This is a genomic window from Noviherbaspirillum galbum (assembly GCF_010974945.1).
GTDB lineage: Bacteria > Pseudomonadota > Gammaproteobacteria > Burkholderiales > Burkholderiaceae_D > Noviherbaspirillum > Noviherbaspirillum galbum.
In genome coordinates, this window is record NZ_JAAIVB010000044.1 from 50,867 (window position 1) to 75,064 (window position 24,198).

Consider the following 24,198-nt stretch of genomic DNA (forward strand, 5'->3'; position numbering starts at 1 on the left):
AAATAACAGCGTTGAACCGATAGCCTACCTGCAATGTGTAATGACATCCAGCACACCTGCCTCGCATGATGGCTACGAGGCAGGCAACCCGCCGATGCTTACTTGTACGCCCCCGACGTCACGATCAAATCCCCGGACCGCTCGATGTACAGCACCTTCGGCTCGATGTTCTTCGTGACGGGGTTGGTGAACTTGTAGTTCTGCCAGCCCGAGCCCTTGGTCTTGGCGATCTCGATGCGGTCGCGGATGAAGGGCACGCCGTCCACGTCCTTCAGTTCGATGAGATCCTTGCCGATCATCTTGGGATTCGCGCCATGGGCAAGGTTCTTGCCGTTCATGTCGTAGATCATGATGTATAGGTCGCGGTCGACGAACTTGCCGCTGGGGTTGTTGACCTCGCTGACGGTCTTGTCGATGCCATTGGTCTTCATGAAGGCGATAGCTCTCTTGACGAGGGCCATTGCCTCGTCGGGCGTGCCCTTGTCGGAGGCGCCGAAGGCATGCGAGCAGAAGGCGAGGGCAGCGGCGGCGAGGAGGGCGCGGCGGGACGGAGAGGGCATGGCGGGTTTCCTTGTCTGAGGTTTTGCCGGGACGGCGCGGCCGGGCGCGAGGCGCGGAAACACGGCGGCCAAGGTTCAGCATAGGAAACGATTTTCCTAACAGCAAGAAAAATCGTCATGCACGAAAGCGGTGAAGCGGGGATCGACCTCGCCTTTGAGTCGTTCAGGCCAGTTCGGCAATCACGGGGGTATGGTCCGACGGCTGCTCCCACTTGCGCGGAAGCTTGTCGATCACGCAGCCGGTGCAGCGCGCGGCGAGCATTGGCGACAGCAGGATGTGGTCGATGCGCAGCCCCATGTTGCGGCGGAAGGCCATCATGCGGTAGTCCCACCAGCTGTAGATTTTTTCCGGCTGCTCGAACAGGCGGAACGCATCCTTGAAGCCGAGATCCACCAGGCGGCGGAATTCGGCGCGCTCCGGATCGGACACCAGCACCGAGCCAGCCCAGGCGGCCGGGTCGTGCACGTCGCGGTCGTCGGGCGCGATGTTGTAGTCGCCCAGCAGGGCAAGCTGATCGTGGGACTTCAGTTCGTCGGCGAGCCAGTCATGCAGGGCATCGAGCCAGCGCAGCTTGTACTGGTATTTGTCCGAGCCCACCGCCTGGCCATTCGGAATGTAGGCGCAAACCACGCGGATGCCCTCGATGGTGGCGCTGATGACACGCTGGCTTTCGTCCGCGAAGCGCGGATTGTTCTTGACCACGTCGTGCAGGGGAAAACGCGAGAGGATGGCAACGCCGTTGTAGGTCTTCTGTCCGGTGAAGGCGACCTGGTAGCCCGCCGCTTCCAGCTCTGCGACCGGGAACTTGTCATCGGTGAGCTTGGTTTCCTGCAGGCAGAGCACGTCGATAGGGTTGGCTTCCAGCCATTGCAGGACGTGGGGGAGACGGACCTTGAGGGAGTTGACGTTCCAGGTGGCGAGTTTCATGGATGGGAGGGGAATGACCGTAAGTGGCCGGGTTGGACGAAGCGGAAATGATTCTACCTTACCAGCACTTCGCCAGCCCCGTTTTCTTGGCAACGCGTAGCGTAGGCCAAACCCCTGTTCATTTGCTTAAATCTGTTCGTTGCAATGCCGTTTCGAAGTCCGAGACGTCACTTTGTTTTCCTGAAGATGCAGGCTTTGCTTCCTTTGGTGCAGGCGCGCCTCTTCTGACGACGACAGTGCCGATAAGCTCGTCTTGCGCATCATCCGCTTCTGCTGCAACTGATCCAGTTGCAAGGGAGGAGGTCGTAATGGCTGACGACGGGCTGCTCCCCTGTCCGTCTTCCAAAGCATTGAAAAATTCCAGGCAATCGGTTGCCCGCTCAAGGAGCCTCTGCGTCTGTTTCAGGATTGGTGTATCCAATGCACCCGAGCTGGCCATGGCATTGTAATGGTGCTCGCAGTTCTTGATAGCGTCTTTCAGGAGTGGAATGGCGTCTTGAAGGCTTTTCGACTTCGCATCATCTAACGTGTGTGTATGTAGAGCAAGAAGGTCATTTTCAATCTCTTCGACCCATGGAAGAAGCTTTTGATTGAAATCACTGATCTTTCCAAGGTCTACCCCTCCTTGACGATTTAGCTCAGCCTTGGGGCCCGCAGCTGATTCGGCCGTGATATCGCCCACTGCGACGACTCGCGAACCGCTATATTCTGCCGCGACGCTTCTCAGAAAAGCGTCGTCATCCTCTTTGGATTGCTGCGTCGGTCTTGCTGGCGGTTTGCGGAGTGGCATGGGAGGCCGCGCACTACTTTTCGCTTCTTCCTTGACAGGATCAACCGCCCGTATTTCAGAAACATCTGCCGCGCTGCTCGGCCAATGCTCGGACTCGTTCTCGCCAATCTGGCGAGCGGGGATATGGATTGTATGAGAGGTATCGTCGGACAACGACTCGGAGGTGTTGAAGTAACGGATGGACCGGCCAGTTATGGCCATTGACTCCCAGTCGACTTCCTGGCCGGAACCAAACGCCGGCACGGCATCGTCATCAGTTTCAACGCAGATTTCCACTGGGGCGTCCTGGCCTTGAGGAATGATTGGACCGGGTTGCGCCGTGGGTTCGAACTGTACGTGAGATTGCATGACAGGAGATGAGGCGGGTGCTTGTTCCGCTTTCGTCACTCCTTTCAATTCTTCAAGCTTGAGTTGCGCCGCTTCCAGATGATGGTGCAGGACTTTTTGAATGTCTTCCAGATCAGAGTTGGTTTGTTTCTGCTCGCTAAGACCAGCCTGGACTTGTTCCCGTTCCGATATCAAGCCGCGGATTCTCTCTTCGAGCAACGCTACCTTTTCTTCTTTTGACGTGCCGTTGTCTTCCGTCGGCGCGAAATTCGGACTCCTCACCTCGTGGTCGTAATACAGTGCGCTCAGGATCGCATTCCGCTCTGTGTCACGAATGACATGGCGCGCTTCCTTTACGTCGTTTCCTTCGATTTTCGAAAACAGGGCATGCGATCCATGGATGTGGCCGTACGATTTGAAGTTGCGTTCGATGACGATCACGGTGGTGCCGACCTTGATGGTGATGGCTTTCCAGGGCGGTTCCTTGAAATGTTCATTGGCGTAGGCTTCGATATTGAAGGCCGCCGATGTGGGAACGTCGATCTTCTTCCATTTTCCGTCACCGTTCCTCAGGCTTTGCTCCATCTGATTGCGGATGGCGAGGACTTTATCGGCGTTCGCCTTGTAATGCTGCTGCACGTCCGGAGCAATGGCGCTCTCGGAAAGAGGATTGCTGCGGCTGATCGGGAGGGTAGCCATGTGGTCGTCCTATCAAGATCACGGTACAGGGAAATTCTGCGGAATCAGTGCCAAGCGCCAGCATTCGGTTCATCGATAACAAACTGGGGGGCTTGTCCGGCGCTCCGCGCCGGCATGCCGGAATGGGATTCCTTCCTGCGCGGTCATGCCTTTCGGGACAGCATGGCGGCAATCGTCGCCTTCAAGTCACGGCCGGCTTGCTTTGGAAAACAGATGCGCAGGCGCAGCTTGCCCATTGCAGCGATCCTGAAAGTGTCCCGCAGCCAGATGGCGGAGAATATTTTTATTAATCAACCCTAAGCCTGTTATCGACCTGCCATTGCCTGGATGTGTCGATGCGTGGCCGAGTGCAATGAAGCGACAGGTTGACCGTGTGAGCGAGAAGGCGGAAGTTGGCCGCCGGGAGGGGATGCAGGGCGACGCGAAGGGAATGAATGCGGAGGTACGCGCAACCGGCTCGACGGCCGCGCGTGAATGGATGACGATGCGGCGCGGAGCAGGGAGCCCCGCGCCGGAAGGAAGCCGAAAGAGATCAGCCCTTCTTTCCAGCCTTCGCCGTCGTGTTCACGGCAGGCGCGGCAGTCAGAACCGCCGAGCCATTCCTGCCATTCGCCCGGTTGATCAGGAAGGTCGTCAGCAAGGGCACCGGCCTGCCGGTCGCGCCCTTGGCCGCGCCGCCCTTCCACGCCGTCCCCGCGATGTCCAGGTGCGCCCAGGTATAGGCGCGGGTGTAGCGCTCGAGGAAGCAGGCCGCGGTGATGCTGCCGCCCGGCGGGCCGCCGATGTTAGCCATGTCGGCGAAGTTGGACTTCAGCTGTTCCTGGTAGGCGTCCTCGATCGGCATGCGCCATGCGGTGTCGCCGGTTTCCTTGCCGGCGGCGAGCAGGTCGCCGGCAAGCTGGTCGTGGGCCGCGTCGTCGCGGGTGAACAGGCCGGTGTTGTGGTGGCCGAGCGCGGTGACGCAGGCGCCGGTGAGGGTGGCGATGTCGATCACCGCGGCCGGCTTGAAGCGCTCGGTGTAGGTGAGGGCGTCGCACAGGATCAGGCGGCCTTCGGCGTCGGTGTTAAGGATCTCGATGGTCTGGCCGGACATGGAGGTGACGATGTCGCCCGGCTTGGAGGCGCGGCCGGAAGGCATGTTTTCGCAGGCCGGGATCACGCCGATGACGTTGAGCTTGAGGTTGAGCTCGCCGATGGTGCGGAAGGTGCCGAGCACCGAGCCCGCGCCGCACATGTCGTATTTCATTTCATCCATGTTCGCGCCGGGCTTGAGCGAGATGCCGCCGGTGTCGAAGGTGATGCCCTTGCCCACGAGCACGACCGGCGCATCCTTGCCCTTGCCGCCGTTGTGCTTGAGCACGATGAACTTGGCCGGCTCGTCGCTGCCTTTCAGGACCGACAGGAAGCTGCCCATCTTGAGCGCTTCGATCTGCTTGCGGTCGAGGATCTCGACGCCGAACTTGTAGTCGCGCGCGAGCTGCTTGGCGGTGTTGGCGAGGTAGGTCGGGGTGCAGATGTTGGGGGCGAGGTTGCCAAGGTCGCGGGTCAGGTCCATGCCGTTGGCGATGGCCGCGCCTTCGGCGATGGCGTTCTTGAGCTCGGCGGCATTGGCGGCCATGCCGGCGAAGGCGATCTTTTTCACGCCGGTCGGCTGCGGATCCTTCTTGCTCTTGGTTTCGTCGAAGCGGTAGGCGCCGTCGCGCAGGGCGATGACCGCGGCGCGGGCGCCCCAGGCGGCGTCGCGGTTCTTGAATTTGTCCAGCGGCAGGGCCAGCACCGCGTCGGCGGCGCCGAGGGTGGCGAGCACGCGGCCCACGGCCTGGATGGCGGAGGTGAAGCTCTTGTCGGCGATGTCCTCGTCGGCGCCGAGGCCGACCAGCAGCACGCGCTCGGCGGCCATGTCGGGCAGGCCGCGCAGCAGCAGGGTGCTGCCGGGCTTGCCGCTGATGTCGCCGGACTTGAGGGCGGCGGCGATGGCGCCGCTGCGGTCGAGGTCCTTGGCCGCCTGCGACAGCTTCTTGTTCTCCAGGACGCCGATCACCAGGCAGCCCGTCTTGAGGGCGCCCAGACCGGTTTTGGCCTCGATTGTTTTTATGCTAAAGTCCATGATCTCTCCTTGTGGAAAGCGCAAATTATAGAGCACCTGCGGCATGCCGACTTGCGTTCCATTGAGCGGGCCGTTCCGTCGCTGAAACCGGGCCCGGCATCGCGTACCATGTCGGCGTCGGTTATCATTCCCGCGACCGCGATGACGCGCGGGAACTGGGATCCCCGCCTGCGCGGGGATGACATCCAAAGCGCGGCGATCTTCTCTGGCTGCTCCGTTTCAACCCTTCAACGACGACATCCATGATCTTTCAACGCGCCCTCAGACGCGAACTGATCAGCGCCGCCGGCGCCGTGTTCACGACGCTGTTCACCATCACCATCACCTTCATGCTGATGAAGACCCTCGGCCAGGCCGCCAGCGGCAAGGTGGCCTCGCAGGACGTGGTGGCGCTGCTCGGTTTCCAGGCCCTGACCTACATGCCGGTGATCCTGGTATTGACCTGCTTCATCTCGGTGCTGATGGCGGTGACCCGCAGCTACCAGGACTCGGAAATGGTGGTGTGGTTCGCTTCCGGCCTGAGCCTGACGCGCTGGATCCGTCCGGTGCTGGCCTTCGGCCTGCCCATCGTCGCCGTGACCGCAGCCCTGACCTTCGTGGTCGCGCCCTGGGCGAACCGCCAGAGCGCCGAGTTCCGCGAGCGCTTCGAGAAGCGCGAGGACATTTCCAAGGTGTCGCCCGGCAAGTTCCAGGAATCCGCCTCGGCCGACCGCATCTTCTTCGTCGAGGGCGTGAGCGGCGACGCCACCCTGGTGCGCAACATCTTCGTCAACACCGTGCAGAACGGCCGTTCCAGCGTGGTCGTGGCGAAGGAGGGCACGGTCAGCCTCGATCCCAACGGCGACAAGTTTCTGGTGATGAGCCAGGGGCGGCGCTACGACGGCCTGACCTCGCAGAACGATTTCCGGGTGATGGAGTTCGAGCGCTACGGCGTGCTGGTGGGCCGGCAGTCCGAGACCGTGGTCGGCGACAAGTCGGCGCGCTCGCTGTCCACGCCGGCCCTGCTTTCCGACATGAATCCCTTCAACCGGGGCGAACTGCTGTGGCGTGTATCGGTGCCGCTGATGTGCCTGCTGCTCCTGCTGCTCGCCATCCCGCTGGGTTTCGTCAACCCGCGCGGCGGGCGCTCCGCCAACCTGATGGTGGCGCTGCTGATCTTCGTTATCTACCTCAACATGGTGAACGTGTTCCAGGCTTCGGTGGTGCAGCAGCGGCTGCCGCTGGGCATGGCCTGGTGGCCGATCCACCTGCTGGCCTTCCTGCTGCTCGCGCTGCTGTTCTCCTGGCGGCTCTTCCTCAACAGCCCGCGCCACCCGGCGGCGATGTGGGGCCGCTTCAAGCGGGCCTGGCTGTTCCGCAAGGCGGAGGCGCAATGACGGTCCTGCAACGCTATGTGACGAAGCAGATCGTCGGCGCGGTGCTGTTCGTGCTGGTGGCTTTCATGTCGCTGTTCGCCTTCTTCGACATGATGCAGGAACTGCCCGAGGTCGGCCGCAACGGCTACGCCCTCCAGCACGCCTTCATGTACGTGCTGCTCGGCCTGCCGGACGACGTCTACCTCACGCTGCCCATCGCCGCGCTGATCGGCACCATCTACGCCCTGGCCCAGCTGGCGGCCAAGTCCGAGTTCACCATCATGCGGGCTTCTGGCCTGTCCACCCGCTCGGCAACCTGGATGCTGACCAAGATCGGCCTCGGCTTCGTCGCCATGACCTTCGTCTTTGGCGAGTTCTTCGGGCCGATGGCCAGCGAATTCGCCGAAAAGCTCAAGCTGCAGGCGCAGGGTTCGGCGCTGTCCCAGGAGTTCCGGTCCGGCCTCTGGACCAAGGACGTGATCCGCGAGAAGGGCTTGCAGGGCGATCCGATCGGTTCGCGCTTCCTGAACGTCAAGGAAGTCACGCCCGACGGCACGCTCAAGGGCCTGAAGATCTACGAATTCGACCAGGAAATGCACCTCAATGCCCTCGTCACCGCGCGCCAGGCGGAATACCAGGGGCGCAACGTCTGGCGCCTGAGCGAGGTCGCCGAGACCCGTTTCTTCACCGGCGCCCCGGATATTTCCGCGGCGGTGCAGTCGACGACCGCGCCGACGCGCGACTTGATCTCCGAAATCACGCCCGACATCCTGACGGTGCTGTTCGCCGATCCCGACCGCATGTCCGCGCTCGACCTCGCGGCCTACACCCGGCACCTCGAGGAAAACAACCAGAGCACCGCCCGCTACAAGATCGCGTTCTGGAAGAAGCTGACCTACCCCTTCGCGGTGCTGGTCATGATGGCGCTGGCCCTGCCGTTCGCCTACCTGCATTTCCGGGCCGGCGGCGTCAGCCTGAAGATCTTCATCGGCATCATGATCGGCGTGAGCTTCCAGCTGCTCAACAGCCTGTTTTCCCATCTCGGGCTGCTCAATACCTGGCCGGCGCTGGCCACCGCGGTCCTGCCCAGCATGGCCTTCCTGCTGGTGGCGATGGGCGCGCTATGGTGGGTGGAACGGCATTGACACTTGCAAGAGGATCCACCATGACGACTTCCGCACTCATCCTGTTCGCCCACGGCGCCCGCGACCCGCGCTGGGCCGCGCCGTTCCAGCGGCTGCAGGAAATCATCCGGGCGCAGCAACCGGGGCTGGAGGTGCACCTCGCCTTCCTCGAGCTGATGACGCCGCGCCTGCCCGAGGTGGCGGCCGACCTGGCGGCGCGCGGCTGTGCCGAGGCGACGGTGGTGCCGGTATTCTTCGGGCAGGGCGGGCATGTCCTGCGGGACCTGCCGGTGCTGGTGGAGGAGCTGCGGGCGGCGCATCCCGGCATGGCGGTGAAGGTCGCCCCGGCGGTGGGGGAGGATGCCGAGGTGCTGGGGGCGATAGCGAAGTATTGCCTGTCGCGGGTGTAGGGAAAGACATCCGGAGCTGCGGCTGCTTCCAATGCTGTCTGCCGAACTCCCATGAAAGGGAGGGGACCTCGAGTCATCTCTTTCCCTCGCTGGAAGCCGACTCCTCGCTCGGCTCCCACAGCCGGTTCATCAAGGGCTTCACGCTCACCCCATGCACCAGGATCGACATCGTGATCACGATCAGGGTCAGGTGGGCGAGGTCCTCCGCCAGCGCTTCCTGCAACCCATGGTTGATGGCGAACATCAGGTAATACATCGAGCCGATGCCCCGCACGCCGAACCACCCGGCGATGCCGCGGATGCGCAGCGAGGTCTTGCTGCCGAGCATGCCCAGCCAGACGCTGAGCGGCCGGGCGATGAAGAACAGGAAGAGGCCGAGGCTGACGGTGCGCCAGTTCCAGAAGGGGACGAAGAGCATCCCGCCCAGCAGGAACACCAGCATCAGTTCGGAGAGGCGTTCGAGGTGTTCCTTGAAGACCAGGGATTCGGCGCTGACGATGGGCGGCGGCGCGTCTTCCTTCCTGTTTTCCACCGCCGCCGGTTCCGCCACGTCGGCGTTGAGCTTTTCCGGCTTGACGCCGCTGGCGGTCGCGAGATTGAGTTCGGTCTGGCGCAAGGCCACCGCGGCAAAGAATACCGCGAGGAATCCCCAGGTCTTGAGTTCGAGGCTGATGCCGTAGACGATGGCGATCATCCCCAGGCCAACGAGGTCGTCCAGCACGTCGTGCTTGCGCTGCTGCCCGCGCAGCTTCCACACGATGCGGGCCACGATCGCGCCGCAGGCCACGCCGACGAGGATCGCGCCCAGGGTTGCCCAGAGGACTTCCCGGAGCGCCCATTGCCATCCCAGCTCGCCGATCTCGTGCAAACCGAGCAGTCCTAGCCCGAGCATGACGAAGGGAAACGCGGTGCCGTCGTTCATGCCCGCTTCCGAGGTCAGGGTGAAGCGAAGGCGGTCGTTGTCGCCCGGATGGCGGGACTGGACGTCGGTGGCCAAGACCGGGTCGGTGGGCGCGAGTATCGCCCCGAGCAGGACGCCGGCCCCCAGCGGCAGGCCGAGGACGTAGAAACCGAAGGCCGCAACGAGTCCGACGGTGATGGTCATCGAGACCCAGGCAAGCCGGATCGGCGGCATCCAGCGCCGCAGTGAGAACGGGACCGGCATCTTCACGCCGGCCGAGAACAACGAAATCAGGGCTGCCACCTCCGCCAGGATTTCCAGCCACTTGGCGTTCTTTAAGGGGTCGAAGTAGAACAGGTTCAGCACGCTCGGGCCGAGAACGAGGCCGACCGCAAGGTAAAGGATTGCCGAGGTGAAAGGAAGGCGTTCCAGCAGGCTGACCGCAAGGCCGCGGGTCAGCATGAGAAGGCCGATGAGAAGGAACCAGTCGCTCGTGTGCATTGCTTGTCCGTCAATGTCGATCACGGTCTGACTTTGCCGGCATGGTAACGTTGCAGCTCCGTTTTCCCGCGCGCCTGGAGTTGCCGGGTCTACAATGCGCTGAAAACTTACTTCCATGAAACCAACCATGCACCAACGCAACCGGCTCGTTCATTCCCATCCACGGCTGATGAGCGCCTTGCTGTTCGGCACGCTCATCGGCGTCGCCATTCCCCTGCACTTGAGCCTCGCGGCGAAAGCGCTCATCGGCTGGAATGTCGCGGTATGGACCTACCTCGTCCTCGTGGCTTGGCTGATGATGCGCGGAAACAACCAGAGCATGCTGAAGCTGGCGCGCCAGGAGGACAGCAACGCCATCTTCGTGCTGGTCGTCATGTCGCTCGGCGCGGTGCTCAGCCTGGTGGCGATCGTGATAGAACTGGCGTCGGTAACGCAGACGGCAGGCGGCGCGCGCTTCCTGCATTATCTGCTGACCGGGACCACGGTCATGGGCTCATGGCTCCTGCTCGGCGTGATCTACACCCTGCATTACGCCCACCTGTTCTACCGGGCGCCGGCGGATCGGCGGCCGCTGCGCTTTCCGGAAGAGCTCGCCGAACCGGGATACGCCGATTTCCTGTATTTCTCCTTCACCATCGCGGTGGCGGCGCAGACCTCGGACATCAGCGTGGTTCACACTTCGATGCGCAAGGCGGTGCTGGCGCAGTCCGTGCTGTCGTTCGTGTTCAATGCGGCGATCATCGGCATGACGATCAACATCGCCGCCGGGCTGGTTGGAAATTAAGGCTGCCGCGCGGCGAAGGCCTCGCCGAACATCACCAGTACCGGTCCGCTGCAGCCGGCCAGACCCTGCTCGAGCTGGCCGAGCGTGAGGCGCATGTCGCGTTCGTTTTCCCGGCTGCAGTTTTCCACCACGACCACCGGCAGGTCGGGCGAGCGGCCTTGCGCCAGCAGTTGCCGGGCGGTGGCGATGGCTTCCTTGCCGCCCATGTACTGGATCAGGGTGTCGCAATCGGGGAGGGTGGCTTGCTCGGGGTGGCCCGGGGCGGTGCTGGAGGTGAAGAAGGCGACGCTGCGGGCGATGCCGCGCTTGGTCAGCGGCAGCTTGGTGGACGCGGCGGCGGCCATCGCGGCGGTGATGCCCGGAACGATGTCGTAGGCGATGCCCGCCGCTTCGAGCGCGCGCAATTCCTCGTCGGCGCGGCCGAACATCATCGGGTCGCCGCCCTTGAGGCGCACCACCAGCTCGTACTGCCGGGCGCATTCGACGAGGCGGCGGTTGATCTCGGCTTGCGCGGTGGAGCGCTGGCCGGAACGCTTGCCGACGGAAATCTTCACCGCCTGCGGACACAGGTCCAGCATCTCGGGCGTGACGAGGGCGTCGTAGAGCACCGCGTCGGCCCGCGCGAGGATGCGCGCGCCGCGCACGGTGATGAGGTCGGCGGCGCCGGGCCCGGCGCCGATCAGGTAGACGGTGGGGGAGGGGGGCATCGGGTGACTTCGCGGTTTCGCGCTTCATGCTCCCTCCCCTTCAAGGGGAGGGAGCTAAATAACGCGCCATTGAAGTGGAGGAGGTGTTGCTACCGACTTAAATCCGGATCATCCCCGCCGCGACCGTCTGGTGCGTCACTTCATCGATCAGGATGAACGAACCCGTCGCGCGGATGGCGTCGTAGGCATCGGCGGCGAGCGGCTGCTGGACGTTGATCGATACCGTGGCGATGTCGTTGAGCTTGAGCGCGTCCGCCGGGCGGCGTTCCTGGGTGTTGATGTCGAGCAGGGTGTCGACCTTCGTGACCTTGGCCGCGACCTGCTTGGTGGTGTGCTTGAGCCAGTAGCGGCGGCGCATGTCCAGCGGTTCCTCGGACAGCCAGCAGACGTCAGCGTTGACCGTCTTCAACTGGGTGGCGGGACGGTCGGCGGCGGCCATCATGTCGCCGCGCGAGATGTCGAGGTACTCGTCGAGCAGGACGGTAATCGACTGGCCTGCGGTGGCGACGTCGAGAGAGCCGTCGAGGGTAACGATGTCCTTGACGGTGCCGGTCTGGCCGCTGGGCTGCACCACCAGCTTGTCACCCTTGCGCACCTTGCCCGATTCCACGCGGCCCATGTAGCCGCGGAAATCGTTGGCTTCATGGCCGTTGTGGCGGGCCACCAGCTGCACCGGGAAGCGCAGCGGCTCGTCGTGGGCGTCGTCGTAGACCGACAGCGACTCCAGCAGGCTGATCAGGGTCGGGCCCTGGTACCAGGGCATCTTGTCGCCGGCGGTCACCACGTTGTCGCCCACCAGGGCCGACATCGGGATGGCGTGCACGTCGGCCAGGCCAAGCTGCTTCGCGAAGTCGTTGTAGGCGCCGACGATGCGGTCGTACACCGTCTTGTCGTAGTCCACCAGGTCCATCTTGTTGACCGCGACGATCACGTGCTCGATGCGCAGCAGGCGGGCGATGGTGGAGTGGCGCTTGGTCTGGGTGAGGAGTTCCACGCTGCCGTCGTCGTTCAGCTTCACCTTGGACACGTCGACCAGGATGATGACGGCGTCCGCGGTGGAGGCGCCGGTCACCATGTTGCGCGTGTATTGCTCATGGCCCGGGGTGTCGGCGATGATGAACTTGCGCTTGGGCGTGGCGAAGTAGCGGTAGGCCACGTCGATGGTGATGCCTTGCTCGCGCTCGGCTTCGAGCCCGTCGGTCAGCAGCGAGAGGTCGACGGTGTCGCCGACGGTGCGCTTGTGCTTGGCGCGCGAGATGGCGTCGAGCTGGTCGGCGAAGATGCCCTTGCTGTCGAACAGCAGGCGGCCGATCAGCGTGCTCTTGCCGTCGTCCACCGAACCGGCGGTGATGAAGCGCAGCAGGCCGCGCTCGGTCTTGCCGGCGGTATGGTTCAAACCTTGATCTGCCACGGCGTTCATCAGAAATATCCTTCCTTCTTGCGTTTTTCCATCGATGCTTCGGATGTCTGGTCATCCATGCGGGTTGCGCCGCGCTCGGTAATCTGGGTGACGGCGGTTTCGGCGATGATCGCGTCCACGTCGGCCGCGTCGGAGGCCACCGGGCAGGTGCAGGAGATGTCGCCCACGGTGCGGAAGCGCACGACGCGGGTTTCGACGGTCTCGCCTTCGCGGGCCGGGGTCAGGCCGGTCAGCGGCACCAGCAGGCCGTTGCGCGGGATCACCTGGCGCTCGTGGGCGAAATAGATCGGCGGCAGGGCCAGCTTTTCGCGGGCGATGTATTGCCACACATCGAGTTCGGTCCAGTTCGAGATGGGGAACACGCGCATGTTCTCGCCCGGGTGGACGCGGGTGTTGTACAGATCCCAGAGTTCGGGGCGCTGGGCCTTGGGATTCCACTGGCCGAATTCGTCGCGGAAGGAAAAGATGCGCTCCTTGGCGCGGGCCTTTTCCTCGTCGCGGCGTGCGCCGCCGATGCAGGCGTCGAACTTGAATTCATCGATGGTTTCCAGCAGGGTCACGGCCTGCGCGGCGTTGCGGGAATCGGTCTGCGGATTGCGCAGGCGCACGGTGCCGCGCTTGATCGAGTCTTCGACGGAGCGCACCACGAGGCGCTCGCCGAGTTCGGCGGCGCGGCGGTCGCGGAATTCGATCACCTCGGGGAAGTTATGGCCGGTGTCGATGTGCACCAGCGGGAACGGGAACTTGCCCGGTCGGAACGCCTTCTCGGCGATGCGCAGCAGCACCACCGAATCCTTGCCGCCGGAGAACAGCAGGGCGGGGTTGGTACACTCCGCCGCGACCTCGCGCATGATGTGGATGGCTTCCGACTCCAGCCAGTCGAGGTGGCGGTTGGAGGCGGCGTCGAGGAAGAGATGTTCGACTTCGGGGGCGACTGCGGTATTCATTGTTTTCTCACGCAACGGATTTGATTCTGACGAGCTTGCCATCGACGACGTGCAGGCCGCACTCCTTGGATTCGGGGTTTTCCCACCACCAGCGTCCGGCGCGCACATCCTCGCCCGGCTGGATGGCGCGGGTGCAGGGTTCGCAGCCGATCGACGGATATCCCTTATCGTGCAGCGGGTTGTAGGGCACGCCGTTGCTGCGGATGTAGTTCCAGACGTCCGCTTCCGACCAGTCGGCCAGCGGATTGAACTTCTCCAGGCCGTGGCCGGCGTCGTGTTCCTGCACCGCGAGTTCAGAGCGGGTGGTCGACTGGGCGCGGCGCTGGCCGGTGATCCAGGCCTTCTTTCCATCGAGGGCGCGCTTGAGCGGCTCGACCTTGCGGATGCGGCAGCATTCCTTACGCATGTCCACGCTGTCGTAGAAGGCGTTCAGGCCGTTCTGCTTGACGTAGGCGTCGACCGCGGCGGCTTCCGGCTTGAACAGCTGGACCTCGTAGTCATAGGTGGCCTTGATGCTGTCGAGCACGCCCAGGGTTTCCTTGTGCAGGCGGCCGGTTTCGAGCGAGAAGATGCCGATCGGCAGGCGCGCGCGCAGGATCAAGTCGGTCAGGACCATGTCTTCCGCGGCCAGGCTGGAAGCCAGCACCGCGGGCGAAAATGCGTCGGTGATGTGCTGCAGCGTCGCCCGCGTTTCCGCGACCAGGGTGTCGTAGTCCTTGCTCATGCCCCAACCTTCTCTTCTGCCTTCTCGGCGCCGGCGCCGCGCTGCACGCGGCGGAACAGCGGCGATTTCTGGTCCCAGGAGTTGGAGTACACCTCGGAGAAATCCGTCAGGCCCTTGAGCGCGACGTTAATGTCCTTGTCTTCGCGCACGGCGAAGGCGTCGAAGCCCACGCGCTGCATGTAGAACAGCTGGTCGCGCAGCACGTCGCCGATGGCCCGCAGCTCGCCGGCGTAGCCGTAGCGGCGCAGGTTGAAGGCGATGGAGTAGCCGCGGCCATCCGCGAACTTCGGGAAGTCGACCGCGATCAGCTTGAACCTGCCGAGCTCGTCCTTGAGTGCTTCCGGGCGCTCGTGGCTGGCTAACCAGACGCCGAGCTCGCCGGCGGTGAGGCGGCTGTCGAGCGCGTCGCGCCGGGCCTGCCACACCGTCAGCGGAACGATTACCTTCCCGGCGGGGATGTCGATCGCCTCGGGATCGTCACCCTCGGCCAGGCGCAGGATTTCCCAGTCGTCGCTGACGACGGCGCGGTTCTTGATGATGTCACGCATATGCGTCTTCTCCTGCCTTGTGTTCGGACTTGATCGGCGTCGCGTAGACGTATTCCTTGAAGGGCGCGACGCCGATGCGGCGCGCCGTCTCGATGAAGCGCTCGTCTTCCTGGCGCTCGCGCACATAAACCTTCAGGATGCGGTCGATCACCTCGGGCATCTGGTGCGCCGAGAAGGACGGGCCGATGATCTTGCCGATGCTCGACTGGTTGCCTTGCGCGCCGCCGATCGAGACCTGGTACCACTCGCTGCCATCCTTGTCCACGCCGAGGATGCCGATGTGGCCGACGTGGTGATGGCCGCAGGAATTGATGCAGCCGGAGATGTTCAGCTCGATCTCGCCGATGTCATGCTGGAAGTCGAGGTTGTCGAAGCGCTCGGCGATGTCCTGCGCGATCGGGATCGACTTGGCATTGGCCAGCGCGCAGAAGTCGCCGCCGGGGCAGCAGACGATGTCGGTCAGGAGGCCGATGTTCGGCGTGGCCAGGCCCTGCGACTTGGCGGCATTCCAGATGGCTTCGAGGTCGGTGATCTTCACGTCGGACAGCACGAGGTTCTGCTCGTGGGTCACGCGCAGTTCGCCGAAGCTGTACTTGTCGGCGAGGTCGGCAACGAAATCCATCTGGTCGGCGGTGGCGTCGCCCGGCGGTACACCGGTCTTCTTCAGCGACAGCACGACGGCAGCATAGCCCGGCACGCGGTGCGGCTTGACGTTGCGCTTGACCCAGTTGCCGAACGCCTTGTTGTCCGTCTTGAGTTGATCGAAGGCGGCATCGGTGGTCGGCAGGGTTTCGTAGGCCGGCGCGGTGAAGTAGGCGGCGACGCGGTCGAGTTCCTCGCGGGTGAGGGTGCTCGGGCCGTCCTTGATGTGCTGCCATTCTTCTTCCACCTGGCGTGCGAATTCTTCCACGCCCAGCGCCTTCACCAGGATCTTGATGCGGGCCTTGTAGATGTTGTCGCGGCGGCCGTACTGGTTGTATACGCGCAGGATTGCTTCGATGTAGCTCATCACGTGCTGCCACGGCAGGAAGGCGCGGATCTCGCTGCCCAGGATCGGGGTGCGGCCCATGCCGCCGCCGACCAGCACGCGGAAGCCGATCTCGCCCTGCTCGTTCTTCACGATGGACAGGCCGATGTCATGCACCAGGATGGCGGCGCGGTCTTCCTCGGCGCCGTTGATGGCGATCTTGAACTTGCGCGGCAGGTAGGCGAACTCGGGATGGAAGGTGCTCCACTGGCGCAGGATTTCGCAATAGGGGCGCGGGTCGACGAGTTCGTCCGGGGCGATGCCGGCGTATTCGTCGGACGTGATGTTGCGCACGCAGTTGCCGGACGTCTGGATGGCGTGCATCTCGACCGAGGCCAGCTTGCGCAGGATTTCCGGGGTTTCCTCGACCTTGATCCAGTTGAACTGGATGTTCTGGCGGGTGGTGAAGTGGCCGTAGCCGCGGTCGTGCTCGCGCGCGATGTGGGCGAACATGCGCAGCTGGCGCGACGCCAGCAGGCCGTAGGGCACGGCGATGCGCAGCATGTAGGCGTGGCGCTGGTAGTACAGGCCGTTCTGCAGGCGCAGCGGGCGGAATTCGTCTTCCGTCAGCTCGCCATTGAGGCGCCGGCGCACTTGATCGGCGTACTGGGCGACGCGTTCCTTGACGATCTGATGGTCGTATTGGTCGTAGCGATACATCGTGTTATCCCAATCTTAAAAAACCAATTTGGCGGCGACCGCTGTCAGCGTGGTGGCCAGCAGGCCGCGCAGTATCTTCTCGGGGACCGCGCGCGCAGCGTACGATCCGAGGGTGATGCCCGGCACCGAGCCCAGCAGAAGGGAGAAGAGCAGCTCCCAGTTGATGGAGCCCAGCCACCAGTGGCCGAAGGCGGCAATGGCGGTCAGGGGCACGGCGTAGGCAATGTCGGTCCCGGCGATTTCCGCCGGGGACAGGCGAGGATACAGCAATACGAGGATGGTTGCTCCAATGGCACCGGCGCCGATCGACGAGATGGTGACCAGCGTGCCGAGGATGGCGCCGACCAGTACCGTGGCGAAGGCAAGCTTGCGTCCCTGCAACTGCTTTTCGGGGTGGGCGATGACCCAGGCCTGCATGCGGCTGCGGAACATCAGGGCGATGACAGTCAGCAGCACGGAACCGGCGATGGAATAGCGGATGACCTGGCCGATTTCCTTGTCCAGGGCGCCGAACTGCTTGAGCATCAGCGTGGCGACGAGGGCGGCGGGCAGGGCGCCGATGCAAAGCAGGCGCACCACGTCCCAGCGCACCGTGCCGCGCACCCGGTGCACCAGGGTGCCGGCCGCCTTGGTTGTCGAAGCGAATGCCAGGTCGGTGCCCACCGCCACGGTCGGGGACACGCCGAACAGGAGGGTTAGCAGCGGCGTCATCAGCGAGCCGCCGCCGACGCCGGTCAGGCCGACCAGCAGGCCGACTGCGAATCCGGATGCAATATAAGAAAGAGTCATGAGACCTCGCCCAAAGGAGTGTGAATCGTAATAAACTTATTCCTTATTCCAAACTACTTAGTATTCATTTGCTTATATGCCGTATCGGCATAACCAAGAGCGGAAAACGCCTGGCGGATGAAGACGCCTTACCAGGCCCGTCACCATGGGCTTGCCTGTGCGGCCAGCGTTGCCGCCATGACATTTCAGGGAGTGGGAACGCCTTATGAACCTGCATCAACTGCGCTTCGTGCGCGAAGCCGTGCGCCAGAATTTCAACCTGACCGAAGCCGCAGAGGCCCTGTACACCTCCCAGCCGGGGGTGTCCAAGGCGATCATCGAGCTGGAAGAGGAACTCGGCGTGGACATCTTCACGCGGCACGGCAAGCGCATCCGCGGCCTCACCGAGCCGGGCAGGGCGGTGCTGAAATCGGTCGAGCTGATCATGCAGGAGATCGACGGCCTCAAGCGCATCGGCAAGGAATTCGCCGCCCAGGACAGCGGCAGCTTCACCATTGCCACCACCCATACCCAGGCACGGTATTCCCTGCCCAAGGTCGTGCAAGCCTTTACCCAGAAATATCCCAAGGTCCGCCTCTCCCTGCTGCAGGGAAACCCGAGGCAGGTCGGCGAGATGGTCTTGCGCGACCAGGCCGACATGGCCATCGCCACCGAGGCGATCTCCCACGTCGACGGCCTGATCACCCTGCCTTGCTACCAGTGGGAACACGTGGTCGTGGTGCCGCCCGAGCATCCCTTGCTCAAGTCCAAGATGCTGACGCTGGAAGAAATTGCCGCATATCCACTCATTACCTACGACAGCGCCTTTGCCGGCCGCGCCAAGATCGACCATGCGTTTTCCATCCGCAACCTCAAGCCGGACGTGCTGCTGGAAGCCATCGACGCCGACGTCATCAAGACTTACGTGGAGCTCGGCATGGGCGTGGGCATCATCGCCGGCCTGGCCTTCGATAACGAGCGCGACAAGGGTTTGCGCGCCTTGCCTGCCGGACACCTGTTCGGCACCAACGTCTCCCGCGTCGCCCTCAAGCAGGGCGCCTACCTGCGCAGCTACGTATACAGCTTCATCGAACTGCTCAGTCCGACCCTGACCCGCAAGATGGTCGAACAGGTCATGAGCGGCGAAAAGGACAGCTACGAGCTATGAGCCAGGCAAGGATGACGCCGCTCGCCGAGTGGCCGATTGAGGAACGGCGCCTGATCCGCGGCGTGCTGACCGACATCGACGACACTTTGACCACCCACGGCCGCATGCTGCCCGATACGCTGGCCGCGATTAGTTCGCTGCGCGACGCCGGCTACCGCATCATTGCCGTGACCGGCAGGCCGACCTACTGGGCCATGCCTTTGCTGCGCCTGTGCGGCTTCGACGCGGTCATCGCCGAGAACGGCGCGAGTGCGTTCTGGCCGGGAGAGGGCGGACGCACCGCGTCGTGGTTCTATGCCGATGCCGCCACCCGCAAGGCGCACCGCGCCCGCTTGGAATCCTTCGCGCTTGTCATGCAGGAACGATTCCCTGAGGTACAGATCGCCGAGGATGCTCCCCAGCGCGTCGGCGACCTCGCCTTCGACATCGGCGAATTTGCGCCACCCTTGCCTGCCGACAAAGTGGCCGAGGTACTCGACTTCATCCGTAAGCATGGCTTCCATGCGACATCCAGCAGCATCCATGCGCATGCTTCGCTTGCGCCGTTTTGCAAGCAGGTGGCCAGCGAGCGCCTGTTGCGCGAGGTGTTCGGCACCGATGACGACGAGGCACGGCGTACCTATGCTTTCGTGGGTGATTCGGGCAACGATGCGCGGATGTTTGCGCATTACCCGTATTCCATAGGCGTGGCGAATGTGACGAGCCATTTGTCGAGGCTGCCGGTTGCGCCGCGCTTCGTGGCGTCGCAGGCGTATGGGGCGGGGTTTGTGGAGGTGGCGCGGTGCTTGCCGGCGGCACGAGGATCGTAACGAAGCGGGCATGAACCATGCCTGCCAGCGATCCCCGCTCGGCATGTCTTCCGCCATCTCAACATGCATGGAACGGACCGCTCAGGAAAGGCGAGCGGTATTTCTTCCAGAATTCCAAAATCTGGTTGTCTTCGGGACCTTCCGGAGGCGTGTCGAGGGTCGATGCGGACTCGATGCCATGCTCTTCAAAGTACACACTGTCGTAAATGACCTGATTATTGACTTCAGGCCCTACGTTCTTCAACCGGGTGCCCCCACTCCCTTCGGCGTTCTCTTGATCTGATGAAGTGGCATTGGAAGATTCAGGACCAGGGCGGACATCCTAAATCCATGCAAATCAAGAATGGCGTCAAGCGCTTCCGGACTGACCGGGGCATCCGATATGGTACTTGGCAAGCTTTGCCGGCCAACGAACACGCTTGCCTCAACAGCTCAAGCAGTTTCTGCTGCATCGCCTGGTCTTCTGCGATTCTCTGGCGGCGTGAATTGCTGTCCCAGCTGTCGCGGAAATGACAAGGCAAGGCGGGAATGAGAATAGCTGGCGCGACCACATGCCAAAAAAAATCCCCCGCGCGTCGCCGGGCGGGGGATGCAATTTCAGAAAAGACTCAAGCCGCAGCGCGCGCCGTCGTCTTGCAGCCATCCAGCAGGAAGGCCAGGCTCACGACCAGCACCAGTTCGCCCTCCGCGGAGCGGGCCGTGCCGTTAACGCCATTGACGGCAATCGCGGTCAGCGGCTTGATCACGAGGTCGGCCGTCCCTTCCACCGCTTCCACCGCGACGATGTAGGGATGCGGGGCGGCGATGACGATGCCGACCTTTTCCCGGCACGGCTCATAGCCGAGGATGTTCGACAGCGAACGCACGGCGAGCGGACGTCCCTGGTCGCGCAGCACCGGCGCGCCGCCGACTTCGTCGAAGGTTTCCGGCAATTCCACGACGCGCTCGACGGCTACCATGGGCAGTGCCAGCGCCGCGCCGGAGGTGCGTACCAACATCGTTGGAACGATGGAGAGCTCGATCGGCAGGCGGATGGTGAAGCGGGTGCCTTCGCCGAGCACCGAGTCGATGCGGATCGCGCCGCGGTGCTTTTCCACGGCGGTCTTGACCACGTCCATGCCGACGCCGCGCCCGGAGACGCTGGATGCGACTTCCTTGGTCGAGAAGCCGGGCAGGAAGATGAGTTGCAGCGATTCTTCGGTGGTGAGTGCCTGGTTGTCGTTGATGAGTCCCTTGGACAGCGCCTTGTTGCGCAGCCTCACCGGGTCCATGCCCTTGCCGTCGTCGGAAATCTCGATCATGACGCTGCTTCCTTCCTGCCAGGCTTTTAACAGGATGGTGGCCTTGGCCGCCTTGGTGGTCTGGGTGCGCTCGTCGGCGGTTTCGATGCCGTGGTCGAGCGCGTTGCGCAGCATGTGCACCAGCGGGTCGTAGAGGCTGTCCACCACAACGCGGTCGACTTCGGTTTCCGCGCCTTCGATCACCAGTTCCACTTCCTTGCCCAGGTCACGCGCAAGTTCACGGACCAGGCGCGGGAATTTCTGGAACAGGCGGCCGACCGGCTGCATGCGGGTGGAGAGGGTGGCGCGCTGCAATTCGCTGCTGTAGCGGGAAGCACGGCTGAGCGTTTCCTGTAGGGTGGCCATGAGCGCGGCGGCCTGGCCTTCGAACTTGAACTGCACCAGTTTTTCGAGCAGCACCGCGGCCTGGTTGGCGGCCTGTACCGATTCGCCCGCCACTTCGAGCAGGGCGTCGAGCTTGATGGCGTCGATACGGATGCTGTCTTCCTTGACGGCGGCGGTGATCGGCTTCATGCCGACATCGTCGCTGCTGGCCGGTTTCGGCGCGGCGGGCTTGGCAGCGGGCTTGGCCGCAGGCGCCGCAGGAGCGGCCGCGGCGGCAACAGCAGCAGGCGGTTTAGCAGCCGGAGCGTCGGCCAGCGTGCCGGCTGGCACGACGGCACGGTAGAGCGCTTCCCAATCAAGGCCATCCGCCGTCATGGCCGAGGCGGACGCGGAAGCCGTGGTGGCTGCTGCCGGCGCGGCTTCGACCGCGAGCGCCACCGGTTCCGGCTCGGCCGTCTCGGCAAGCACCTCTTCCACATTGCCCTTGCCTTCGATCGCCGCGGTCAGCAGATCTTCCAGTTCGGAAGGCATGTCGGGCAGCGACTCGGCGGCGGCGCCATTGGCCAGCTGGGTCAGCTGGTCGGCGACGAAGCCGCTGGCCTGCAGGCCGGCTTCGATGGCCGTCGGCGTGACCGGCACCTGGCCGGTGCGCAGGCCGTCGAAGAGGTTTTCGGTGAGATGGCAGGCGGAGACGATCGCCGGCAGGTTCATGAAGCCGGCGCCGCCCTTGATGGTATGGAATGAGCGGAACAGGGCGTTGAGCGCGTTGGTGTCATCCGGCCGGCGCTCCAGCGAAAGCAGATGTTCCTCTACGTTCGTCGCGAGGTCCAGCGCCTCGACGACGAACTCTTTGAGCATGTCATCCATTAGAACCCCAGGTCGGCGAGCAGGCTGTCGACGTCATCCTGCGCCATGGCGGTGCCCGGCGAGGACGGCCCTTGCATCAGTTCAACCGGCTTCTGCTCGGCGGCGGCCATCTGCGCCTTCACTTCCGGCGGCGCGTTGTCGCGCAGGAGTTGCGCCAGCTCGCGCTCGACCTGGTTGGTGATGACCACGATCTTCTTGATGAGCTGGCCGGTGATGTCCTGGAAGTCCTGGGCCATCATGATGTCCAGCAGGCGCGCCTTCTCGGCGTCGGTAGATTGCAGGACGGTGCTGGCGAACTGCTTCGAGTCGCCCGCCAGGGCCTTGAATTCGTCGATGCCCAGCTTGCCGTCGAAGAGCTGCGCCCAGCGGTTTTCCATGTCCTTTGCCGACTTGCCCAGGTCGTCCTGGGCGGGCATGCAGGTGTCGACGGTATTGAGCACCTTGTTGGCGGCCTGCTCGGTGAGCGAGGCGACGTGCTCGAGGCGGCCCTGGGCGTCGTTGATCTGGCTGGCGACATTGTTGAGCGAGCGGTCGTAGCCCAGTTCGCGCAGCGAGTCATGCAGCATGCGCACGATGCCGCCGAGGCGCTCGTACATGGGCTTGCCGGACTGGTCGGTCTCGCCGTCGTGCTCGGCGGATTCCTCCGCGGTCTCTGCCGCCCCTGCCGCGGCTGGAGCAACGGCGACGGCTGCGGGCGGGGCGGGTTCCGCGGTTTCCGTCCGCTGCGCGGACACCTCGTCAAATAAGGCTTCCAGATCCAGATCGTCTGCAGCGTTACTCATGTTTGTACTTCCCCATTCGATGTCAGCGTTTTTCTTACACGCAGGACGGCTGCGCGCGCATGCTTCGCCTGCCTGTGCTCCCCGCTTGATTATCAGTCACGTATTGTCCGGACGCAACTTCTTAAGCTTGTTCCATCATACCGGGACAGTTTCCTGGAACCAAGCCTGTGCCGAAAAAATGTTGTGTCTACACCCGCGACCGCCCGCGGGGAACGATGAGCAATATGGCAACACCGGATGGGGACGCTCGTTTCAGGCCAGGTCGGAAGAGGCCTTGCCGGCATCCAGCGACGCCAGCAGCCGCAGGCTGGCGTCATGCAGGGCGTGTCCCGGCGTGGCGAAGGCGTCGCAGATGGTGAGGTGGTTGATGCCGGGCAGCGAAACGTCCTCCCGGTGGTTGTTGCGCCAGCGCCCCGCCAGCAAGTCGGTCTGCCGCCGGAATTCGTCCGATTCCAGGCCGCCCGCCGCGGTGATGAAGGGCGCCGAATGGGATTGCGGCATGCCGGCCGGGGAGAGCGGCGCGATGTCGTCTTCGCGCAGCTTCAGGTCGACGTTGACGAAGTCCGCGTGCAGGATGGGCGCGAGATCGTAGATGCCGGACATGAGGATGCCGCCCTTGACCAGGTCGACCGGCAGGGCCGGGTCGAAGGCTGGCCAGACCGCCGCCATCATCATCGCCGCGAGGTGAGCCCCCGCCGAATGGCCCGCGACCACGATGCGCTCGCGGTCGAAATCGTAGGCCTCGGCATGGTGGTAGAGCCAGGCCAGCGCGCTCAGCTGCTCGCGCACGATCTCGGCGATGGACGCCTTCGGCGCGAGGGTGTAGTTGGTCAGCGCGACGTTGTATCCCGCGCGGGTGTAGGCCGGCGCGACGAAGGAGAAGTCGGTCTTGTCCAGTGAACGCCACCAGCCGCCGTGGATGAACACCAGCAGCGGCGCGCCGGAACGCGGCGTCGGGAAGAAGTCGATGCGCTCCGCCTCGGTCTCGCCGAAGGCCAGGTTGTAGAGGCCGGCGTTGGTGCGCCGCACATGGGTCGAGTCCTTCAGCCAGCGCGTGAAGATGTAGGGATGATCGGGAATGCCGGCGCGGGCATTGTATTGGCGGGAGTAGTACTCGGCAGGGTCGGCCTGGCCGGTCGGGAGGACATCGGCGGAAGTGGTGGTCATGAACGCAGCGTGAACGGTGGAAAATGCAGAGTGTACTGCGCTCCCCGCAAGCTTGTCCGGGGCATCGCAGGAGGCGGCCCGATCCGCTTCGGCGACACGCTCATGCTTGATATCGAGAACCTTCCCCTTGAAATGATTACTCTCAATTGGTTGTCGGCAAATGCTGCAAGCCTTACAATGGCGGGGTTTTGGTGCCCGCGCGCATGTTCATGCGCGCAGTTAAACGGGAAACACGAGGTTCGACGCGCAAGCCGGTAACTAACGTGTGCTGCCCCCGCAACGGTAAACAAGCGCCGCGCACGAGGTCGTGTCACCTCTCGCGCGGCAGCCGATTCCTTGACGCCACTGTGCGCCGTGTCCGCAACGGACGACGCGCATGGGAAGGTGGAACGGCCCGACTTGCCAGCCCGGATACCGGCCAGGACAGGTGAAAGTGTGCGAACGGGGGTTTTCGCGGCGCAAGCGCCAGGCAGGCATGCCTCGCGCACCCGCA

21 protein-coding genes and 1 riboswitch are annotated in these 24,198 nt (G+C 63.7%); of the genes, 6 read left to right on the forward strand and 15 right to left on the reverse strand.

What is annotated here, in order from left to right; translation table 11 throughout:
• Positions 1–98: 98 nt before the first annotated feature.
• The 4 genes from G3574_RS13300 to G3574_RS13315 all read right to left on the reverse strand — a co-directional run bounded on the left by G3574_RS13300 (position 99) and on the right by G3574_RS13315 (position 5,411).
• Positions 99–560, reverse strand: coding sequence for a cache domain-containing protein (locus G3574_RS13300; RefSeq protein WP_163963885.1), 462 nt, complete (start codon positions 558–560; stop codon positions 99–101).
• 163 nt (positions 561–723) lie between these two features.
• The gene (gene xth / locus G3574_RS13305; RefSeq protein ID WP_163963887.1) at positions 724–1,488 is read right to left on the reverse strand and encodes an exodeoxyribonuclease III; all 765 of its coding nucleotides are present in this window, start codon (positions 1,486–1,488) and stop codon (positions 724–726) included.
• Between the two features lie 118 nt (positions 1,489–1,606).
• Positions 1,607–3,304: a hypothetical protein gene (locus G3574_RS13310; RefSeq protein WP_163963889.1), complete on the reverse strand. Its 1,698-nt coding sequence runs from the start codon at positions 3,302–3,304 to the stop codon at positions 1,607–1,609.
• A gap of 532 nt (positions 3,305–3,836) precedes the next feature.
• Positions 3,837–5,411, reverse strand: a complete 1,575-nt coding sequence (locus tag G3574_RS13315; protein ID WP_163963891.1) for a leucyl aminopeptidase — start codon at positions 5,409–5,411, stop codon at positions 3,837–3,839.
• Positions 5,412–5,653: 242 nt separating this feature from the next.
• On the opposite strand from G3574_RS13315, the gene lptF reads away from it, so the two are divergent.
• The 3 genes from lptF to G3574_RS13330 are packed head-to-tail and all read left to right on the forward strand — an operon-like array spanning position 5,654 to position 8,300.
• Positions 5,654–6,787 (forward strand): LPS export ABC transporter permease LptF, encoded by a 1,134-nt coding sequence (gene lptF / locus G3574_RS13320; RefSeq protein ID WP_163963893.1) that lies wholly within the window; start codon positions 5,654–5,656, stop codon positions 6,785–6,787.
• Positions 6,784–7,911: an LPS export ABC transporter permease LptG gene (lptG, locus tag G3574_RS13325; RefSeq protein WP_163963895.1), complete on the forward strand. Its 1,128-nt coding sequence runs from the start codon at positions 6,784–6,786 to the stop codon at positions 7,909–7,911. Before lptF ends, lptG begins: the two co-directional genes overlap by 4 nt.
• A 20-nt stretch (positions 7,912–7,931) precedes the next feature.
• Positions 7,932–8,300: a sirohydrochlorin chelatase gene (locus G3574_RS13330; RefSeq protein ID WP_163963897.1), complete on the forward strand. Its 369-nt coding sequence runs from the start codon at positions 7,932–7,934 to the stop codon at positions 8,298–8,300.
• Positions 8,301–8,373: 73 nt separating this feature from the next.
• Here the strand turns inward: G3574_RS13330 and G3574_RS13335 are convergent, their stop codons facing one another.
• The gene (locus G3574_RS13335) at positions 8,374–9,702 is read right to left on the reverse strand and encodes a cation:proton antiporter (protein ID WP_163963899.1); all 1,329 of its coding nucleotides are present in this window, start codon (positions 9,700–9,702) and stop codon (positions 8,374–8,376) included.
• A 127-nt stretch (positions 9,703–9,829) separates the two neighbouring features.
• Here G3574_RS13335 and G3574_RS13340 point away from each other — a divergent pair, with 127 nt between their 5' ends.
• Complete coding sequence (locus tag G3574_RS13340) at positions 9,830–10,486, forward strand: DUF1345 domain-containing protein (protein ID WP_163963902.1); 657 nt, start codon at positions 9,830–9,832, stop codon at positions 10,484–10,486.
• On the opposite strand, the gene cobA is transcribed toward G3574_RS13340, so the two are convergent.
• The 7 genes from cobA to G3574_RS13375 all read right to left on the reverse strand — a co-directional run bounded on the left by cobA (position 10,483) and on the right by G3574_RS13375 (position 17,308).
• Positions 10,483–11,193 (reverse strand): uroporphyrinogen-III C-methyltransferase, encoded by a 711-nt coding sequence (gene cobA / locus G3574_RS13345; RefSeq protein ID WP_163963903.1) that lies wholly within the window; start codon positions 11,191–11,193, stop codon positions 10,483–10,485. The two genes, G3574_RS13340 and cobA, sit on opposite strands and share 4 nt — an antisense overlap.
• 97 nt (positions 11,194–11,290) lie before the next feature.
• On the reverse strand, positions 11,291–12,613 hold the full coding sequence (locus tag G3574_RS13350) for a sulfate adenylyltransferase subunit 1 (protein ID WP_163963905.1): 1,323 nt from the start codon (positions 12,611–12,613) through the stop codon (positions 11,291–11,293).
• Positions 12,613–13,560, reverse strand: a complete 948-nt coding sequence (cysD, locus tag G3574_RS13355; protein WP_163963907.1) for a sulfate adenylyltransferase subunit CysD — start codon at positions 13,558–13,560, stop codon at positions 12,613–12,615. Before cysD ends, G3574_RS13350 begins: the two co-directional genes overlap by 1 nt.
• A 7-nt stretch (positions 13,561–13,567) precedes the next feature.
• Complete coding sequence (locus tag G3574_RS13360) at positions 13,568–14,284, reverse strand: phosphoadenylyl-sulfate reductase (protein WP_163963909.1); 717 nt, start codon at positions 14,282–14,284, stop codon at positions 13,568–13,570.
• A complete protein-coding gene (locus G3574_RS13365) occupies positions 14,281–14,832 on the reverse strand; it encodes a DUF934 domain-containing protein (RefSeq protein ID WP_163963911.1) in 552 nt (183 codons plus the stop codon). The genes G3574_RS13360 and G3574_RS13365 overlap by 4 nt, the downstream gene beginning before the upstream one ends.
• The gene (locus G3574_RS13370) at positions 14,825–16,519 is read right to left on the reverse strand and encodes a nitrite/sulfite reductase (RefSeq protein ID WP_163963913.1); all 1,695 of its coding nucleotides are present in this window, start codon (positions 16,517–16,519) and stop codon (positions 14,825–14,827) included. The genes G3574_RS13365 and G3574_RS13370 overlap by 8 nt, the downstream gene beginning before the upstream one ends.
• 15 nt (positions 16,520–16,534) lie before the next feature.
• On the reverse strand, positions 16,535–17,308 hold the full coding sequence (locus G3574_RS13375) for a sulfite exporter TauE/SafE family protein (RefSeq protein WP_163963915.1): 774 nt from the start codon (positions 17,306–17,308) through the stop codon (positions 16,535–16,537).
• Between the two features lie 205 nt (positions 17,309–17,513).
• Between G3574_RS13375 and G3574_RS13380 the strand changes: the two genes are divergently transcribed.
• Both G3574_RS13380 and G3574_RS13385 read left to right on the forward strand, forming a co-directional pair.
• Entirely contained in the window at positions 17,514–18,455 is a 942-nt protein-coding gene (locus G3574_RS13380) for a CysB family HTH-type transcriptional regulator (protein ID WP_163963917.1), read from the forward strand.
• The gene (locus G3574_RS13385; protein ID WP_163963919.1) at positions 18,452–19,264 is read left to right on the forward strand and encodes an HAD family hydrolase; all 813 of its coding nucleotides are present in this window, start codon (positions 18,452–18,454) and stop codon (positions 19,262–19,264) included. The genes G3574_RS13380 and G3574_RS13385 overlap by 4 nt, the downstream gene beginning before the upstream one ends.
• A gap of 608 nt (positions 19,265–19,872) precedes the next feature.
• On the opposite strand, the gene G3574_RS13390 is transcribed toward G3574_RS13385, so the two are convergent.
• The 3 genes from G3574_RS13390 to G3574_RS13400 all read right to left on the reverse strand — a co-directional run bounded on the left by G3574_RS13390 (position 19,873) and on the right by G3574_RS13400 (position 23,705).
• Positions 19,873–21,756: a chemotaxis protein CheA gene (locus G3574_RS13390; protein WP_163963922.1), complete on the reverse strand. Its 1,884-nt coding sequence runs from the start codon at positions 21,754–21,756 to the stop codon at positions 19,873–19,875.
• Entirely contained in the window at positions 21,756–22,538 is a 783-nt protein-coding gene (locus tag G3574_RS13395; protein WP_163963923.1) for a protein phosphatase CheZ, read from the reverse strand. The genes G3574_RS13390 and G3574_RS13395 overlap by 1 nt, the downstream gene beginning before the upstream one ends.
• Before the next feature lie 252 nt (positions 22,539–22,790).
• Complete coding sequence (locus G3574_RS13400) at positions 22,791–23,705, reverse strand: alpha/beta hydrolase (RefSeq protein WP_163963925.1); 915 nt, start codon at positions 23,703–23,705, stop codon at positions 22,791–22,793.
• Between the two features lie 172 nt (positions 23,706–23,877).
• Positions 23,878–24,142: riboswitch (cobalamin riboswitch) on the forward strand.
• The last annotated feature ends 56 nt before the right edge of the window (positions 24,143–24,198 follow it).

Coding starts and splice junctions, on each gene's coding strand:
- lptG (WP_163963895.1), top strand. CDS start 6,784: ATGACGGTCCTGCAACGCTATGTGACGAAGCAGATCGTCGGCGCGGTG.
- G3574_RS13365 (WP_163963911.1), bottom strand. CDS start 14,832: ATGCGTGACATCATCAAGAACCGCGCCGTCGTCAGCGACGACTGGGAA.
- G3574_RS13370 (WP_163963913.1), bottom strand. CDS start 16,519: ATGTATCGCTACGACCAATACGACCATCAGATCGTCAAGGAACGCGTC.
- G3574_RS13375 (WP_163963915.1), bottom strand. CDS start 17,308: ATGACTCTTTCTTATATTGCATCCGGATTCGCAGTCGGCCTGCTGGTC.
- G3574_RS13360 (WP_163963909.1), bottom strand. CDS start 14,284: ATGAGCAAGGACTACGACACCCTGGTCGCGGAAACGCGGGCGACGCTG.
- G3574_RS13315 (WP_163963891.1), bottom strand. CDS start 5,411: ATGGACTTTAGCATAAAAACAATCGAGGCCAAAACCGGTCTGGGCGCC.
- G3574_RS13340 (WP_163963902.1), top strand. CDS start 9,830: ATGCACCAACGCAACCGGCTCGTTCATTCCCATCCACGGCTGATGAGC.
- G3574_RS13310 (WP_163963889.1), bottom strand. CDS start 3,304: ATGGCTACCCTCCCGATCAGCCGCAGCAATCCTCTTTCCGAGAGCGCC.
- G3574_RS13400 (WP_163963925.1), bottom strand. CDS start 23,705: ATGACCACCACTTCCGCCGATGTCCTCCCGACCGGCCAGGCCGACCCT.
- G3574_RS13380 (WP_163963917.1), top strand. CDS start 17,514: ATGAACCTGCATCAACTGCGCTTCGTGCGCGAAGCCGTGCGCCAGAAT.
- G3574_RS13300 (WP_163963885.1), bottom strand. CDS start 560: ATGCCCTCTCCGTCCCGCCGCGCCCTCCTCGCCGCCGCTGCCCTCGCC.
- G3574_RS13395 (WP_163963923.1), bottom strand. CDS start 22,538: ATGAGTAACGCTGCAGACGATCTGGATCTGGAAGCCTTATTTGACGAG.
- cysD (WP_163963907.1), bottom strand. CDS start 13,560: ATGAATACCGCAGTCGCCCCCGAAGTCGAACATCTCTTCCTCGACGCC.
- lptF (WP_163963893.1), top strand. CDS start 5,654: ATGATCTTTCAACGCGCCCTCAGACGCGAACTGATCAGCGCCGCCGGC.
- G3574_RS13335 (WP_163963899.1), bottom strand. CDS start 9,702: ATGCACACGAGCGACTGGTTCCTTCTCATCGGCCTTCTCATGCTGACC.
- G3574_RS13330 (WP_163963897.1), top strand. CDS start 7,932: ATGACGACTTCCGCACTCATCCTGTTCGCCCACGGCGCCCGCGACCCG.
- xth (WP_163963887.1), bottom strand. CDS start 1,488: ATGAAACTCGCCACCTGGAACGTCAACTCCCTCAAGGTCCGTCTCCCC.
- G3574_RS13385 (WP_163963919.1), top strand. CDS start 18,452: ATGAGCCAGGCAAGGATGACGCCGCTCGCCGAGTGGCCGATTGAGGAA.
- cobA (WP_163963903.1), bottom strand. CDS start 11,193: ATGCCCCCCTCCCCCACCGTCTACCTGATCGGCGCCGGGCCCGGCGCC.
- G3574_RS13390 (WP_163963922.1), bottom strand. CDS start 21,756: ATGGATGACATGCTCAAAGAGTTCGTCGTCGAGGCGCTGGACCTCGCG.
- G3574_RS13350 (WP_163963905.1), bottom strand. CDS start 12,613: ATGAACGCCGTGGCAGATCAAGGTTTGAACCATACCGCCGGCAAGACC.